General features: G+C 67.7%; 12 protein-coding genes. 6 read left to right on the top strand and 6 right to left on the bottom strand.

Annotated features, from left to right (window positions below):
- The coding region (locus MTBUT4_RS11960; protein WP_254434843.1) for a phage portal protein at positions 1-439 on the bottom strand (439 nt) is incomplete at its 3' end.
- A 16-nt stretch (positions 440-455) separates the two neighbouring features.
- The gene (locus MTBUT4_RS11955; RefSeq protein ID WP_173979923.1) at positions 456-1,097 is read right to left on the bottom strand and encodes a hypothetical protein; all 642 of its coding nucleotides are present in this window, start codon (positions 1,095-1,097) and stop codon (positions 456-458) included.
- A gap of 124 nt (positions 1,098-1,221) precedes the next feature.
- Between MTBUT4_RS11955 and MTBUT4_RS11950 the strand changes: the two genes are divergently transcribed.
- Positions 1,222-1,671: a hypothetical protein gene (locus MTBUT4_RS11950; protein WP_173979922.1), complete on the top strand. Its 450-nt coding sequence runs from the start codon at positions 1,222-1,224 to the stop codon at positions 1,669-1,671.
- 6 nt (positions 1,672-1,677) lie between these two features.
- Entirely contained in the window at positions 1,678-2,802 is a 1,125-nt protein-coding gene (locus MTBUT4_RS11945; protein ID WP_173979921.1) for a site-specific integrase, read from the top strand.
- 170 nt (positions 2,803-2,972) lie between these two features.
- On the opposite strand, the gene MTBUT4_RS11940 is transcribed toward MTBUT4_RS11945, so the two are convergent.
- The 4 genes from MTBUT4_RS11940 to MTBUT4_RS11925 form a co-directional block, all read right to left on the bottom strand.
- Positions 2,973-3,443 (bottom strand): GNAT family N-acetyltransferase, encoded by a 471-nt coding sequence (locus MTBUT4_RS11940; RefSeq protein WP_173979920.1) that lies wholly within the window; start codon positions 3,441-3,443, stop codon positions 2,973-2,975.
- Between the two features lie 61 nt (positions 3,444-3,504).
- Positions 3,505-4,080 carry a phage tail protein gene (locus MTBUT4_RS11935; protein WP_173979919.1) on the bottom strand — a complete coding sequence of 192 codons (576 nt, stop codon included), beginning with the start codon at positions 4,078-4,080 and terminating at the stop codon, positions 3,505-3,507.
- An 18-nt stretch (positions 4,081-4,098) separates the two neighbouring features.
- Entirely contained in the window at positions 4,099-4,656 is a 558-nt protein-coding gene (locus MTBUT4_RS11930) for a phage tail protein (protein ID WP_173979918.1), read from the bottom strand.
- A 21-nt stretch (positions 4,657-4,677) separates the two neighbouring features.
- Entirely contained in the window at positions 4,678-5,259 is a 582-nt protein-coding gene (locus MTBUT4_RS11925; RefSeq protein ID WP_173979917.1) for a phage tail protein, read from the bottom strand.
- 742 nt (positions 5,260-6,001) lie between these two features.
- Here MTBUT4_RS11925 and MTBUT4_RS11920 point away from each other — a divergent pair.
- The 4 genes from MTBUT4_RS11920 to MTBUT4_RS11905 are packed head-to-tail and all read left to right on the top strand — an operon-like array spanning position 6,002 to position 15,846.
- Positions 6,002-11,983, top strand: coding sequence for a cadherin domain-containing protein (locus tag MTBUT4_RS11920; protein WP_173979916.1), 5,982 nt, complete (start codon positions 6,002-6,004; stop codon positions 11,981-11,983).
- 17 nt (positions 11,984-12,000) lie between these two features.
- Positions 12,001-13,854, top strand: a complete 1,854-nt coding sequence (locus MTBUT4_RS11915) for a TolC family protein (RefSeq protein ID WP_254434842.1) — start codon at positions 12,001-12,003, stop codon at positions 13,852-13,854.
- Positions 13,851-14,567, top strand: a complete 717-nt coding sequence (locus MTBUT4_RS11910; protein ID WP_254434841.1) for an efflux RND transporter periplasmic adaptor subunit — start codon at positions 13,851-13,853, stop codon at positions 14,565-14,567. Before MTBUT4_RS11915 ends, MTBUT4_RS11910 begins: the two co-directional genes overlap by 4 nt.
- 10 nt (positions 14,568-14,577) lie before the next feature.
- On the top strand, positions 14,578-15,846 hold the full coding sequence (locus MTBUT4_RS11905) for an efflux RND transporter periplasmic adaptor subunit (RefSeq protein ID WP_173979915.1): 1,269 nt from the start codon (positions 14,578-14,580) through the stop codon (positions 15,844-15,846).
- Positions 15,847-15,902: the final 56 nt, after the last annotated feature.

Genomic DNA, 15,902 nt, shown 5'->3' with positions numbered 1-15,902 from the left:
GCCGGCTGCGCCCCAGCAATCCATCGTCGGAGCGGTCGCGGAGGTGGATCACCTCCCCCTGCAGCAGGCGACGGATTCGGCCCGTGGAACCCCACAGGCCCGCTTGTTCGGCCACGTCGTAGGCCAGGCGCCCGGAGGGCAGCAGATAGACCGTCACCCAGTCCCACGGGATCGGTCGCAATTCGACCACCGCTCCCCGGCTGTCGTGGATGATCTCGGCCAGGCCATTGCCGCGCAGCAGGGTGGACGCGACAAGCCATTCGATGAAGTCGGGCCACGTTTGCCACGGGTTGGGGCCGCGGCGGACCAGGCGGTTGCGGCGCTCTCCCTGCTTCCCGTACAGGAATTCCGCGATCTCGCCCGCACCCCGCAGGACGTCAGTGGCGAAATCCGGGCAAGCCTCGTCTGTTCGCGCCTCGTGGCGCGGCTCCGTCTTCATGGCTGTTCTCCTAGTTTCAGTCGATAGAAAGCAGTCGTCTCAGTGCGACAGTAATAGATCTTGTGATATCCACGTTAATGGTCGTAACGGGATTTTGGCGCGCTGCTTTAAATGATGCAGCGTCGGCTTCTATTACGTCCCTTTCGTCGAATTGTATTAACATGTTATTTGTTGGGCGCGCGTCTGCATAATTACCAGTGGCCGCGTTGCGCCACAGCAAACGCGTCAATTTCGTCATGTTCTCTGACAAGAGGCAATATTCGATTGGATCAGGCTGGCCCGTGTCTAACTCTACGCACTCGTTATTTATGATCCTGATTGTTGCCAGCCAGTCGTTATCGGTCTCGTTATGTAGGACGATACCTTCCGCAAAACTGTCATTGTCAATCAGTGCGTCTGAACCTGGTGCGAAAAAGGCAATTTGACCGGCCGTGGAAAGGCTCAGTCCGCAACTGTTCAGTCTGGCGATTACAGCGGCCCGCTTGAACATCGGCCTACTCAAAAGCCTTTGCTTGGTTGGGGCCTGTGGCACGGGTTTCAGGATCCCAAGCCTCAGCAACTCGCGCTGGCTGCGCTCGCTCAACCCGGTCCCCCGGGTTACGTCCTCCGCCGTCAAGCGGTCGCCATAGTAGGCGTCGATGATGTGATTCCGTTCCATGTGGCTCCCTATACCACTCTGACGCACGCTCGTCAAATTAGCTTTGACGGGCGTGCGTCAAAGGTGCTACACATTCCCACGGGTTCCGCAGTGGCGCCCGTGGTTGAAACGAGAGGATGGACCAATGCACATCAACGACGATCCGAGAAACCTCCCCCTTGGCTGGCGCGTGTCCATGATCCAGGCCGACAACGGCGACTGGTGCTTGGTCACCGGGAGGGGCCAGGAAGTTACCTACACCTGCCGCGGCACGGACCAGAAGTCGGCGTCGGCAGAATTTCGTGCCTTCATCGCGGGGCGGGATTGGGCGCGCGGAAAGATCCCTGCGGCCGCCGACGAAGGCGGTATGGACTCGCTTCGCTGGGAAATGCAGATCTATGCGCTCGATGGCGTCGCAACTCTGCTCTACGCGCTTAACAACCGGGAGACGCTCGAAAAGATGCTCGAGCTGAATAACGGGGAATCGGGCCTTGCCCTTCTGTCGGATCGGATCGACACCGCTACTCGGGAAATGTGGGTGTTGCACGGTGAGTACATCAGCGAGCGCCACAAGGCGAAAAGCGGCGAGGGGTGACGGGCCATGTCCGTCCGCAAGCGCACGCTCCCCAGCGGCGAGGTTCGTTGGCTGGTGGACTACAAGGACCAGGCGGGCGCCAGGCGCGCCCGCCAGTTCAAGACCCAGCGGGAGGCCAAGGCGTTCGAGGCGAAGGCCATTGTCGAAGTGTCCGAACGTACTCACGTCCCCAGGGCGGAGGCCGTGTCCATACGCCAGGCGGTCGAAAAGTACATCATGCACCTTGATGGGCGCGTGGCGGCCGGGGAGATGGAGCGGCGTACCCTGGCCGATATCAAGTCCAAGCTCGCCCATGTCACCGGGGAGCATGGAATCCCGGAAGTGCTGTTGCCCGATGTCACCTTTGCCGCGGCAGATTCCATGCGGCTGCGGCTGATCGGGGCGGGCATGTCCGGCGCCAACGGCGCCAAGGTGCTGGGGACGCTGCGCACCATGATGAACTGGGGGGTCGATGCTCGCCTCGTCACTCGCAATGATCTGGCCGGGCGCCGGTCAAAGCGGGGAAGTCGCGAGAAGAAGCAGGTTCCCATCCCGGCGGCGGCGGATATCTCCAAGCTGCTGGTCGAGGCCGACAAGCTGCCGGCGCCCTATGGCCTCTACGTCCGAACCGCCGTCCTGACGGGGTGCCGGGCGGGGGAGCTGAGGGGGCTCCAGTGGCGGCATGTGGACTTCACCGTGGGGACTGTCCGGGTGGAACAGCGGGCCGAACAGGACGGGACCATTGGGAAGCCCAAGACGTTAAGCGGGCACCGCACGGTGCCGCTGCCGGCTGGCCTGCTGGCGAAGCTGAAGGAGGCTCACTTTGCCGCCGGCCGAAATCCCGACTCCTACGTTTTCGGGAACAGGGCAGGGGAGCCGATAGACCACGATGCCTTCAGCGGCCGGCATTGGCGCCCGCTGCTGCGGCGCCTGGGTCTTTCGGGCCTGGACTTCCACCACCTCCGCCACGCCTATGCCTCCATGCTGTTGAACGCCGCGGTGCCCGTTACGGAGGTCTCCCGCCGGCTCGGCCATGCCGATCCGTCCATTACCCTCCGCATCTACAGCCATGCCCTGCCCGAGGCGTCCGCCGGCGCCGAACTGGCCGGGATCGAGGCGAGCCTTCGTCCTCGCAACACGGACGCAACATAAGGCGTTCGCCGACATGCTATTATATTGAATATGTTGATGAATTTTGCAGGCTTCGGAAGCCTCATAACCTGAAGGTCACAGGTTCAAATCCTGTCCCCGCAACCAACAAAATCAAGGCCTTAGCCCGTAACCGGCTAAGGCCTTTTTGATTCCCGGAAGCGGTCGGTGCGCTACCCCCACTGCATGGTCAGCGTGGGGCCGTCCAGTCCCACCTCGCGGAAGCCCAGGCGGGTGTAGAGCCGGCGGGCGGGGTTGAGGGGGGCGACCCGGAGGCGCACCGGCAGGCCCCGGGCGGCCGCCTCGTCGAGCACGGTGGCCAGCAGGGCGATGCCCAGGCCGTGGCGGCGCAGCGGCGGCGCCACCATGATCTGAACCACATGTAGTGCGGTGCCGGTATCGGCCACCGCCAGATAGCCGGCGGCGGTGCCGTCGTCCAGGGTGACCATGTGGCGGCGGGCATCGGGAAAGTCGGCGGCGAGGCCGGCGCGGTAGACCCGCACCTGCATCTCGAGAAGGGGGGCCAACTGGTCGGGGGAAAGGCCCAGGGGGGCGAACTCGGCGGCCTTCATGTCGGCCAGCAGGGCGCCGACGAAGGCCTCGTCGGCCGGCGTCTCGGGGCGCAGGCGAAAGGCGGGCGGCACGTCCGGAACCCTCTCGGGAGGAGAGCCCGGGCCGGATCGCTCCGGCCCGGACAGATCCCGGTCAGTCGAAATAGGGGTAAAGGCCATCGACGCAGATGATGTACTGCATCGCCAGCTCCGGCGGCGTGGTGTCCACCGCGTTCGGCTGGGTGACGCCGGCCGCGGACAGGCCGGTGAGGGCCGGCATGGTCAGCGAAAGCGCGCCGGCGGCGGTATCCGCGGTCGCCTTGGTATACATGGCCTTGCCCGCCGGTGGCTGGGCGAGCACCGTGTTGGTCGCCGGGGCCGGGGTGTTTCCGGGCTGGCTGGAAGCCTTGAGGGTGAGCTGGACCGAGCCGGCACAGGCGTGCGTGTGGGCGATCGCCGGCAGAGTCTGCACGGCGTCGTGGCCACCGCTCGCCCCCAGCGGGTAGGGCACGCCGGTCACCGGGTTGGTTCCGGCGCCCACGGCCATCCGGTTGCGCAGGTCGGGAAGTTTGAAGTACGTCTTGCCGTCACCGCCATAGGTGTTGCCGATGATGGAAAACAGGGCCGGGTACTGCTGGACCGAGAGCTGCGCCCCGTTGCAGAGCTTGAAGTACATGGGGATGAAGCGCACGGGCCAGGGCAGGATGGTTCCGGTGAAATAGTCGCTCATGACTAATCCTTTCGCGCTTCAGTCTCGGGGCGGGTAATAGCCGGTCTCGGCGATGATGAAACATATCGCCTGATACGGCGGCAGCGTCTTGATCGGGGCTGCGCTCCCGGTGGTGCCGCAGAGCAGGGTGGTATCGACCGTGAACCCGGCGACCGGGGCACCGGCCGTCGCGTTGGCGGCATAGGGGTTGAACTTGCCGCCGGTGGCCGTGCCGAGCACCGACCCGGGACCGAAGGCCGCAGCGGCCTGGGCCTTGGCGTCCGTCATCGCTGCCGGAGCTGTGCCCGACACCGGCCCGTAGCTGTGGGTATGTTGCGGCATATTGGCCTGGGTCAGGGTGATCGAAGGGGCGCCCTGCATCTGGCCGCTATTGACTTCCGAGCCGACGGCGAAGCGGCAGCTGAGGTTGGGCAGCCCGAAATTGGTGCGCCCGTCGCCGCCATAGGTGGTGCCCAGCAGGCTGAACAGGACCTGATGCTGGGCGATCGGGAGAATACTGCCGTCGCATTTCAGCCATCCCGCGGGGATGTTGTGGCCGGACCAGGGGACAATGGTGCCGATCATCGGTGTGTCCATGGGGCTAGCTCCTTGTCCTGGTCACTGCGGATTGGGGTAGAGCCCCTCGACGCAGATGATGTAGTTCACTGCGAGGAAGGGCGGCTGGGTGGTCAGCGTGTAGCCGGGAAGGCCGGGGGCTGCGTCGATTTGGGCCGAAAGCGGGACCTGGGTAAACGCGATGGTGGTGTCGCCCTGCGCGGTGTTATTGTAATAGGCGTTCGCGGCCGAGCCCTGGGCGCCGAGCTTGTTGTTGGTCGGTGACGCCGATGTCCCGTTGCTGCTGCTGACCATGTAGGTGCCCGTCGCCGGGGTGACGGTAATGGCATGGCTATGCGCAGGCATGTTGGCGGCGGTGACGGCCACCCCGGTCTGGCCACCCCACTTCCCGGGCGTGACGCTGGAATCCCCGCTGCTGCCCATCTGGGCGCCATAGGGCGAGCGGCCGGCGAAGTTGGGCAGGGCGAAGTTCTTCACCCCGTCGCCGCCGAAGGCGGTGCCAATCAGCGAGTACAGCGCCGGGTAGTCGCTGATGCTGAGCAGGCTGCCGTCGCACACCTTCCAGTTGACTGGAATCCTGCGGCTGCCCCAGGCAACCACCGACCCGATGTAGATTCCATCCATGCATCCACCTCCGTTGGCTTCGCACCCCTGGGGCGCGGGTGGTTGGCGGCGGCTCCGGCCGAGGCGGGACCTCGCCGCACAGAAAAAAAACACGGTACACGAGAGCAAGCCTGGCGATCAGGCGACTAGAATGTTCGCCAAAAAAAATGAAGGCAAGTGCAAACTTGTAATGCGCACACCGAAAACGAGCGGCACCTCCGCCGGTGCACGCCTAGGCCCGAGTTCGTGGACTTTTTATGCTCTTGTTGCGGTGCGGTCGGGTGCGGGTTGGGGGGGGCTCTGGGGGGAGGCGTGTGTTGCGTGCCGCAATGAACCGGACCATGCGTTGCGAGGAGCCCGTCGTCGCAAGCATGTGCGTATCGCGCCATGGTCATTGATGGGGGTGGCGCAAGTGTTGCCGAGTGGAAGGCGGGGGGCTGTATTCCGCCTGATCCTGGACATGGTCGGGGACGACAATATTAGGGCGAGGTCGGGCGCCGTCATCATTTCAGGGGGTTGCGTCGGTTCCCAGGGGTAGGCCGAAGGAATGCCGAAACGGGCGAATAGTATGGCGATGACAACCTTGTTCCCGTATTAGGAATGAGGTATAAGTCACGGTAGCCATTAAGGCTTTAACGAAGTCGTAATGCTGTGTCGCAGGTGTGTGTGGCTGCGAGCCGATCGCCCGGGCGTTTGCGCCGAACGCGGTGGTTCGCCTGTTTCTGTGGGACGAGAGCAACGGAGTGGGGGCAAGAGGCTTGTCATGAGGTTCCGGTCGAAGGCCGCCAGCCCGGCGTTTCAGCGCAAACATCCCCGCCTCGAGGTGCGCCTGACGGCGCTGGAGCCGCGCCTGATGTTCGACGGGGCGGCGGTCGCCGACATGGCGCAGCAGGCGGCGGATGCCGACGTTCCCGCCCCGGCGGTGGTGCGCGAGGCCGATCCGGCCAGGAACGGCGGCCGCAGGGAAGTGGCGTTCGTCGATACCGGAGTGGCCGATTACCAAAGCCTCGAAGCCGGGGTGAAAGAGGGCGTCGCCATCGTCGAGATCGCCGCCGGAGAGAGCGGCCTGGCACAGATGGCGGCCTGGGCGGAGTCCCATGCCGGGTACGACGCCATCCATGTGCTGAGCCATGGCGCCACGGGGCTGCTGCGCCTGGGCGGCGACACCATCACCGCCGCGAGCCTGGCCGATGAGGCCGTTCGCGACACCCTTCACGACATCGGGCAGGCCCTGGCGCCGGATGGCGATCTGCTGCTCTACGGCTGCTCTGTCGCTGGCGCCGACGCCGGGCAAGCCTTCCTCGCCGATCTTTCCGCAGCCACTGGGGCCGACGTCGCCGCCTCCGCCGACGCGACCGGTTCGGCCGCGCTGGGCGGCGACTGGGACCTTGAATGGCGCACCGGTGTCGTCGATACGGCCGGCATCGCCATCGACGGCTATGGCGCTTTGCTGGTGACGACGACCTACGATGGCAACCTGACCACCGCCGACACCTTCCATCGCCCCTGGACGCCGGGCGATATCAAGTACAGGGGGCTGGATGGAATCCAAGGCAACAGTGACGTCCAACAGGAAACTGGCGACGTCACAGACCTCGGAATTGTCTATACCGGGGCGCAGGTCTCCAACGTCTCGGTAGCCTCGTTCAACTATACGGTCGCCACATTCAATCCAACAAGCAGCGGAAGTTTTACCTTTTCCGTGACGGCTGCGACGATAACGGGTGCGAATGGCGACGACGTGTTCATGGCCATCTACCAGGGGAGCTTCGATCCCGCCAATCCCCTGACGAACCTGTACTACGTCAATGACGACACCAATCCGGTTAACAATGAGTACAAGCCGACCATCACCGGTATCTCTCTTACCTCTGGCACCAACTATATCGTCGTGATGACGACCTACGAGCCTGGGGACACCGGAAATTACACCTTCGCCGTCACCGGCCCGTCGGGCGGAACCTGGACCGCAGGGGTGCCGGCGGCCAACGCCAATCCTCAGGCCGCCAGTATTCCCTCGCCGATCACGGTGACCGAGGACGTGGCTACCAACGTCGATCTGTCGGGCATGGTCTATTCCGACACCGACGAGAGCGGCGCCATGTCGATCAAGCTTACCGCCGCCGCCGGCACGCTGACGGCCAGCGACAACGGCGGCGTCACGGTGGCCGGCTCGGGGACCGGCACGCTGACCCTGTCGGCCACCTCGATCGCGGCGCTGCACACCTATCTCGACACCGCCAGCCGGGTCCAGTACACCACCGCCAGCAATTCCAACGCGGCGACCTCCATCGCGCTCACCGCCACCGACGGCGAGGGGGCCACCAATCACAGCCTGGGCTCGATCACCGTCAACATCACCGCGGTCAACGACGCCCCCACCAGCAGCGGCCTGGCGGCCAGCGTGACGGTGGCCGAGGACACCGCCAGCAACGTCGATCTGTCGGCGCTGACCCTGGCCGATGTGGATGAATCCGGCACCATGACGCTGACCATCGCCGCCGGGGCGGGCACCCTGGCGGCCAGCGACAACGGCGGGGTGACGGTGGGCGGCACGGGCACCGGCACGCTGACGCTGACCGGCACCATCGCCAACCTGCACACCTATCTGGATACGGCCAGCCGGGTCCAATACACCGGCACCAGCAATACCAACGGCACCAACGCCACCTCGCTCACCGTCACCATGAACGACGGCGACGGCAGCGGCAGCGTGGCGGTGGGCACGGTGCAGGTGAACATCACCGCGGTCAACGACGCGCCGGTGATCAGCTCGAACGGCGGCGGGGGAACGGCTTCGGTCAACGTGGTCGAGAACTCCACCGCGGTGACCACGGTCACCTCGACCGATGTCGATGCCGGAGCGACCGCGACCTATTCCATCGTCGCCGGCAACGACGCGGCCCGGTTCACCATCGACGCCAATACCGGCGTGCTGGCCTTCGCCTCGGCCCCCGACCGCGAGGCCCCCAACGACGTGGGCGACACCGCCGGCAACAACACCTATGTGGTGACGGTGCAGGTGTCGGACGGCACGGCCACCGACACCCAGGCGATCACCGTCACCGTCACCGACGTCAACGACACCGCGCCGGTCATCAGCTCGAACGGCGGCGGCGCCACGGCGTCCGTCAACGTCGCCGAGAACGCCACCGCGGTGACCACGGTGACCAGCACGGATTCCGACACCACCGGCACGGTCACCTATTCGCTGGCGGGCGGGGCCGATCAGGCGCTGTTCGTCATCGACGCCAATACCGGCGCGCTGACCTTCGCCTCGGGCCGCAACCGCGAGGCGCCGTCGGATGCCGACACCAACAACACCTATGTGGTGGTGGTGCAGGCCAGCGACGGCACCCAGTCGGATACCCAGACCATCACGGTGACCATCACCGACGTCAACGAGTTCACTCCGACCATCACCTCCAATGGCGGCGGCGCCACGGCGGCGGTCAACGTGGTCGAGAACACCACCAGCGTCACCACGGTGACGGCGACCGATACCGACCCGACCGCGTCGATCTCCTATTCCATCGTCGCCGGCAATGACGGCGCCAAGTTCACCATCGACGCCGCCACCGGCGCGCTGGCCTTCCAGGCGGCGCCCGATTTCGAGACCCCGACCGATGTGGGCGATACCGCCGCCAACAACACCTATGTGGTCACCGTGCGCGCCTCGGACGGCACCAACACCGTCGATCAGGCCATCACGGTGACGGTCACCGACACCGCCAACGAGACCGCGCCGGCCATCTCCTCCAACGGCGGCGGCGCCACGGCTGCGGTCAACGTGGTCGAGAATTCCACCGCGGTGACCACGGTGACCGCCAACGATCCCGACGCCGGAGCGACCCAGACCTACTCGATCGTCGCCGGCAACGACGCGGCCCGGTTCACCATCGACGCCAATACCGGCGTGCTGGCCTTCGCCTCGGCCCCCGACCGCGAGGCTCCCAACGACGTGGGCGACACCGCCGGCAACAACACCTATGTGGTCACCGTGCAGGTGTCGGACGGCACCTTCACCGACACCCAGGCGATCACCGTCACCGTCACCGACGCCAACGATTCCGCGCCGGTCATCAGTTCGAACGGCGGTGGCGCCACGGCGGCCGTCAACGTCGCCGAGAACGCCACCGCGGTGACCACGGTGACCAGCACGGATTCCGACACCACCGGCACGGTCACCTATTCGCTGGCGGGCGGGGCCGATCAGGCGCTGTTCGTCATCGACGCCAATACCGGAGCGCTGACCTTCGCCTCGGGCCGCAACCGCGAGGCGCCGTCGGATGCCGACGCCAACAACACCTATGTGGTGGTGGTGCAGGCCAGCGACGGCACCCAGTCGGACACCCAGACCATCACGGTGACCATCACCGACGTCAACGAGTTCACCCCGGCCATCACCTCCAACGGCGGCGGCGCCACGGCGGCGGTCAACGTGGTCGAGAACACCACCGCCGTGACCACGGTGACGGCGACCGATACGGATCCGACCGCGTCGATCTCCTATTCCATTGTCGCCGGCAATGACGGCGCCAAGTTCACCATCAACGCCGCCACCGGCGCGCTGGCCTTCCAGGCGGCGCCCGATTTCGAGACCCCGACCGATGTGGGCGATACCGCCGGCAACAACACCTATGTGGTCACCGTGCGGGCCTCGGACGGCACCAACACCGTCGATCAGGCCATCACGGTGACGGTCACCGACACCGCCAACGAGAATGCTCCGGTGATCGGTTCGAACGGCGGCGGCGCCACGGCGGCGATCAATGTCGCCGAGAACTCCACCGCGGTGACCACGGTGACCGCCACCGACGCCGATGCCGGAGCGACCCAGACCTACTCGATCGTCGCCGGCAACGACTCGGCCCGGTTCACCATCGACGCCAATACCGGCGTGCTGGCCTTCGCCTCGGCCCCCGACCGCGAGAACCCCAACGACGTGGGCGATACCGCCGGCAACAACACCTATGTGGTGACGGTGCAGGTGTCGGACGGCACCTTCACCGACACCCAGGCGATCACCGTCACCGTCACCGATCTCAACGACACCGCGCCGGTCATCAGCTCGAACGGCGGCGGCGCCACCGCCGCCATCAACGTGGCCGAGAACGCCACCGCGGTGACCACGGTGACCAGCACGGATTCCGACACCACCGGCACCGTCACCTATTCGCTCACCGGCGGGGCCGATCAGGCGCTGTTCGCCATCGACGCCAATACCGGCGCGCTCACCTTCACCTCGGGCCGCAACCGCGAGGCGGCGAGCGACGCCGACGCCAACCACACCTATGTCGTGCAGGTGACCGCCTCGGACGGCACGCAGAGCGACGTGCAGACCATCACCGTCACCGTCACCGACGTCAACGAGTTCACCCCGGCCATCACCTCCAATGGCGGCGGCAATACCGCTGCCCTCAGCATCGCCGAGAACACCACCACCGTGACCACGGTGGCGGCGACCGATACGGACCCGACCGCGTCGATCTCCTATTCCATCGTCGCCGGCAATGACGGCGCCAAGTTCACCATCAACGCCGCCACCGGCGCGCTGGCCTTCCAGGCGGCGCCCGACTTCGAGACCCCGACCGATGTGGGTGACACCGCCGGCAACAACACCTATGTGGTCACCGTGCGGGCCTCGGACGGCACCAACACCGACGACCAGGTGATCACCGTCTCGATCACCGATGCCGATGAGGTGGCGCCCGGCGCCCCGACCCTTCAGGGGCCGGGCACTACAACCCAGACCGCCATTCCGTTGAACGGCACCGCCGAGGCCAACGCCACGGTCAAGGTCTACAAGGGCGGGGTGCTGGTGGGCACGGTCACCGCCGACGGAGCGGGGGCCTGGACCCTGATCGCCAATCTGGGCATCGGCACCCATACCCTGACCGCCACCGCCACCGACGCCGCCGGCAACGTCAGCTCGAACTCGACTCCGGCGTCGGTGACGGTGAGCGAGCCACCGCCGCCGCCACCTCCGCCGCCGCCGCCGCCGCCGCCGCCGATCCCGCGGGAGCCGCCGCCGATCCCGCAGCCTCCGCCGCCACCGCCGCCGCCGCCGCCGCCGCCGCCGCCGGTCATCGAGGCCCCGGCGCCGCCGCCGCGAGTGGCCGAGGGGTTGACGCGTCCCGCCGGCAACGCCTTCCAGGTGGTGGTGGCAGCCAGGCCGGCCGGGGGTGGCGATGCCTTGGTGATCAACGCGCCCATGCGCGACGCGGTCATCACCGAGGGCGCCCGCATCTCGGTGACGGTGCCGTCCGAGGCCTTCGCCCACACCAAGGCCGACGCCACGGTGACGCTGACCGCGACCCGGGTCAACGGCGCCGCCTTGCCGGGCTGGATCGCCTTCAACCCGCAGACCGGCACCTTCGAGGGGACGCCGCCGCCCGGCTTCCGGGGCGAGGTGGTGGTGCGGGTCATCGCCCGCGACAACGAGGGCCGCGAGGCGGTGCAGACCTTCAAGATCGTGGTCGGCCAGGGCGCCGGCAACATCGCCCCCGGTCAGGGCCAAGGCCAAGGTCAGGGCCAGGGTGGCGAGGGCCAGCCCCAGGGCGAGGGCCAGGGCCAGCCGCCGGGAGCGCCGGGTCAGACCGGCGATGCCGGCGACGGCGGCCAGCGGGTGGCCAAGGCGGTGGGCCGGCCCGGCCTGACCGACCAGTTGCGGGAATTGAGCCAGGAGGGCCGGCTTGCCAAGCAGGCGGCCTTGTTCGGAGTGAAACGCGGCAAAGCCGCGTAAATGGGGGTATGGGACCGATGATCCGTGTGTCCGGCGCCAAGCGCCTTCTTGCGTCCGCGTCCCTGGTGGCGCTGCTGTCCGCGTGTGCCATCACGCCCGACCCGTTCACGCCCGAGCAGCTCGCCCAGGCGGCCAAGGACGACCGCGCCGACATGTTCAACGGCGGCGCGCCGCTGACCGGCAAGCTGACGGTGGCGGAGGCCATCGCCCGGGCGCTGAAGTACAACCTCGACCGCCGCGCCAAGATGATGGACGAGGCGCTGGCGCTGAACCAGACCCTGGTGGATCGCTGGGACATGCTGCCCAAGCTGGTGGCCAACGGCAATTTCACCAGCAAGTCCGAGGCCAACGCGACCCGCTCGCGCAATCTCTACACCCAGACCACCAGCACCTCGGAGCCGAGCTATTCCGCCGACCGCGACAATTACACCGCCGATCTCGGGCTGTCGTGGAACGTGCTGGATTTCGGCCTGTCGTACTTCTCGGCCAAACAGAACGCCGACCGCGCCCTGATCGCCGCCGAGCGCAAGCGCAAGGCGGTGCACAACCTGGTGCAGGAGGTGCGCTTCGCCTTCTGGCGCAGTGCCGCCCACCAGGAGCTGAAGGCGGAGGTCGACACCGCGGTGGCCGAGGCCAAGGTGGCGCTGGACCGCGCCCGCACGGTGGAGCGCGAGAACCTGCGGGCCCCGGCCGAGGCATTGCGCTACCAGAAGAGCCTGCTGGAGACCCTGCGCCAGCTGACCGCCATCCAGCAGGAGCTGTCCACCGCCGAGATCGAGCTGGCGGCGCTGATCAACGCGCCGCCGGGGACCAAGCTGGGGCTGGAGGTGCCGAAAGAGCTGAAGGTGCCGGCCTGGGATCTCGGCGTCGAGCGCATGGAGGAACTGGCCTTCGCCGGCAACGCCGATCTGCGCGAGCAGGGCTACCTGGCCCGGGTGGCGGTCAACGACACCCGCAAGGCCATCGCCCGGCTGTTCCCCGGCATCACCTTCTCGGGCAGCCGCAATTACGACCACAACTCGTTCCTGATGAACAATCACTGGTACGAGGCCGGCGCCAAGCTGTCGTGGAACCTGATGAACCTGGTCTCGGGCCCCGACGCCATCGCCTATGCCGAGACCAACGAGGAGGTGACCAAGGCCCGCCGGCTGGCCCAGCGCATGGCGGTGCTGGCCCAGGTCCACGTCTCGGAGCGGCAGTTCCACAACGCTGTCAGCCAGTTCGACCAGTCGGACCAGCTGTGGAAGGTGGATGCCCGGCTGTTCGAGCTGTCCGAGGCCAGGGCCGCCAACGACGCCCAAGGCATGCTGGAGCGGGTGGCCGGGCGGGCCTCGGCCATCGCCTCGGCGCTGCGGCGCTTCCAGACCTACGCCCAGGTGGAGCAGGCCTATGCCAAGATGCAGGCCAGCATCGGCCATGATCTGATGCCCGACGCGGTGGCCAGCCACGAGCTGAAGGACCTGGCCGCCACCATCGCGGCGCGGCTGGAGGGGTGGGGGGCGCCCGGCCCCGCCTCCATTCCGGAGCCCGCCCCGGTGGTCGCGACCGAACCGCCTCCGGCCCCGGTGGTCATGACGGAGCAGCCTCCGGCTCCGGTGGTCATGACGGAGCAGCCTCCGGCTGCCGGGGCGATCCCGGACCGCGACGGCGACGGCGACGGGCTGCTGGATTCTCTCGGCCGCTGGTTCGGCGAGGCGGTGCCGGCGACCGGCCGGCAGGATGCCAGCCTGGCGGCGCCGCCGCCGGCCCCCGACACCCAGCCCCAGGCGGTGGAGGCGCTGATCGCCCGCGTCCAGACCCTGTCGGGGTCGTTCGGGCCGGTGCCGCAGCCGGTGGCCTACGCCGAGCCGGTGGCCCGGACGGCCCGGTGAGCCGCCGTCCGGTCGTCGCCCTTCTGGTCCTGATGCTGGCCGCCCCGGCGGGCGCGCAGGAGTTGCGCGCCCAGCTGACGCCGCGCGATTTCACCACCCTGGCGGCCGAGATCGGCGCCAAGATCGAACGCATCACTGCCCGCGAGGGCGAGCGCTTCAGGAAGGGCGAGACCCTGGTCGCCTTCGACTGCTCGATCCAGCGGGCGCAGCTGGCCGAGGCCCGCGCCGCGCTGTCGGCGGCCGAGAAGACGGTGGCGGTCAACACGCGGCTGTTCGAGCTGCAGACCATCGGCAAGCTCGAGGCCGACGTCGCCCAGGCCGAGCGCGACAAGGCCCGGGCCAAGGTCGATGCCAGTTCGGCGGTGATGGCCAAGTGCGCGGTGCCGGCCCCCTTCGACGGCCGCGTCGTCGAGCAGAAGGTGCGGGCCCAGCAATTCGTCCAGCCCGGCCAGGCGCTGCTGGACGTGCTCGACGATTCGGTGCTGGAGCTGGATTTCGTGGTGCCCTCGAAATGGCTGGTGTGGCTGAAGCCGGGCCACCCCTTCCAGGTCGCCATCGACGAGACCGGAAAGGCCTATCCGGTCAAGCTCACCCGCATCGGCGCCCGCATCGATCCGGTCAGCCAGTCGGTCAAGGTGACCGGGGCCATCGGTGGCCACCACCCCGAACTGGCGGCGGGCATGTCGGGGCGTGTGCTGCTGAGCCCGCCATGAACCCCCTGTCATGACCGACACCCTGTTCGCCTGGCTCGACCTCGAGCAGCGCATCCTCAACGCCAAGCGCCCGGTCGAGGTGGATTTCGCCGCCGTCAATCTGGGGCATTCCGTGGTGCCCTACCGCCAGGCGGTGATGTGGGACAAGGGCGTCGCCGCCCTGTCGGGCGTCGCCACGGTCGAGCCCAACTCGCCCTTCATGCTGTGGCTGGACCAGCTGCTGCGCCATCTCGGCCCCGGCCATGCCGGCGCCATCGACCCGGGCGGATTGCCCGAGGCCCTGGCCGCGCAGTGGGGCGAATGGCTGCCCGCTTATGCGCTGGTGCTGCCCTGCGGCGAGGCCCGGCTGCTGTTCGCCCGCGACCGGCCCTTCTCCCCCGACGAGGTGGCGCTGCTGGAGCGGCTGGCCGGGCTGGCCGGCCTCGCCCGCATCGCGCTGGCGCCCAAACGCCTGCGGCTGGCGCTGCCCAAGGGCCGCCGGAGCTGGGTGTTGGCGGCGGCGGCGGTGCTGGTGGCGCTGTTCCCGGTCACCGGCTCGGTGCTGGCCCCGGCCGAAAGCGTGCCCGCCCATCCGGTGGTGGTGCGCGCCCCCCTGGACGGTGTGGTGGATGCCATCGCGGTGCAGCCGAACCAGAGTGTGGCCGAAGGCGAGGTGCTGTTCGCGCTGGATGCCACCAGCCTGACCGGCCGCCTCGACGTCGCCCGCCAGCAGCATGCCACCGCCGAGGCCGAGTACCGCCAGGTCGCCCAGGCCATGGTGTTCGATCCCAAGGCCAAGGCCCAGGTCGCCATCCTGGCCGGCAAGGCCGAGGAGAAGGCGGCCGAGGCCCGCCTGCTGGAAAGCCAGCTGGCCCGCATTCAGGTGCGGGCGCCGCGTGCCGGCATCGCCGTGTTCGACGACGCCGCCGACTGGATCGGCCGGCCGGTGGCGGTGGGCGAGAAGGTGATGGCGGTGGCCGACGAGACCGACACCGAAATCGAGGCCTGGGTCTCGGTGGCCGATATCGGCGAGGTCCGGATCGGCGGCCCGCTTACCCTGTTCCTCAACACCCGGCCGCTGTCGCCGCTCAGGGCCACTGTCCGCGCCGTCGCCTACGAGGCCGCGGCCCGGCCCGATGCCACCATCGCCCACCGCATCCGCGCCACCCTGGCCGCCGGCGAGGAGCGCCCGCGCCTGGGGCTGAAAGGCACCGCCCGCATCGACGGCGACACCGTGCCGCTGCTGTGGTGGGCCTTCCGCCGGCCCCTGGCAACCATCCGGCAGTTCGTGGGGGTGTGATGGTTGATTCACCACAGAGACACAGAGACACAGAGAAGGCACAGAGGAAAAATACA

Origin of the sequence: Magnetospirillum sp. UT-4 (genome assembly GCF_902729435.1) — a bacterium.
Taxonomy (GTDB): Bacteria; Pseudomonadota; Alphaproteobacteria; order Rhodospirillales; family Magnetospirillaceae; genus Magnetospirillum.
The sequence above is the reverse complement of the archived record's forward strand: the minus strand, read 5'-3'. Positions and strand labels throughout refer to the sequence as shown.

What these genes read in the sequence shown, in the direction of transcription:
- MTBUT4_RS11930 (WP_173979918.1), bottom strand. Translation starts at nt 4,656, where the DNA reads ATGGACACACCGATGATCGGCACCATTGTCCCCTGGTCCGGCCACAAC.
- MTBUT4_RS11920 (WP_173979916.1), top strand. Translation starts at nt 6,002, where the DNA reads ATGAGGTTCCGGTCGAAGGCCGCCAGCCCGGCGTTTCAGCGCAAACAT.
- MTBUT4_RS11925 (WP_173979917.1), bottom strand. Translation starts at nt 5,259, where the DNA reads ATGGATGGAATCTACATCGGGTCGGTGGTTGCCTGGGGCAGCCGCAGG.
- MTBUT4_RS11945 (WP_173979921.1), top strand. Translation starts at nt 1,678, where the DNA reads ATGTCCGTCCGCAAGCGCACGCTCCCCAGCGGCGAGGTTCGTTGGCTG.
- MTBUT4_RS11915 (WP_254434842.1), top strand. Translation starts at nt 12,001, where the DNA reads ATGATCCGTGTGTCCGGCGCCAAGCGCCTTCTTGCGTCCGCGTCCCTG.
- MTBUT4_RS11950 (WP_173979922.1), top strand. Translation starts at nt 1,222, where the DNA reads ATGCACATCAACGACGATCCGAGAAACCTCCCCCTTGGCTGGCGCGTG.
- MTBUT4_RS11935 (WP_173979919.1), bottom strand. Translation starts at nt 4,080, where the DNA reads ATGAGCGACTATTTCACCGGAACCATCCTGCCCTGGCCCGTGCGCTTC.
- MTBUT4_RS11905 (WP_173979915.1), top strand. Translation starts at nt 14,578, where the DNA reads ATGACCGACACCCTGTTCGCCTGGCTCGACCTCGAGCAGCGCATCCTC.
- MTBUT4_RS11955 (WP_173979923.1), bottom strand. Translation starts at nt 1,097, where the DNA reads ATGGAACGGAATCACATCATCGACGCCTACTATGGCGACCGCTTGACG.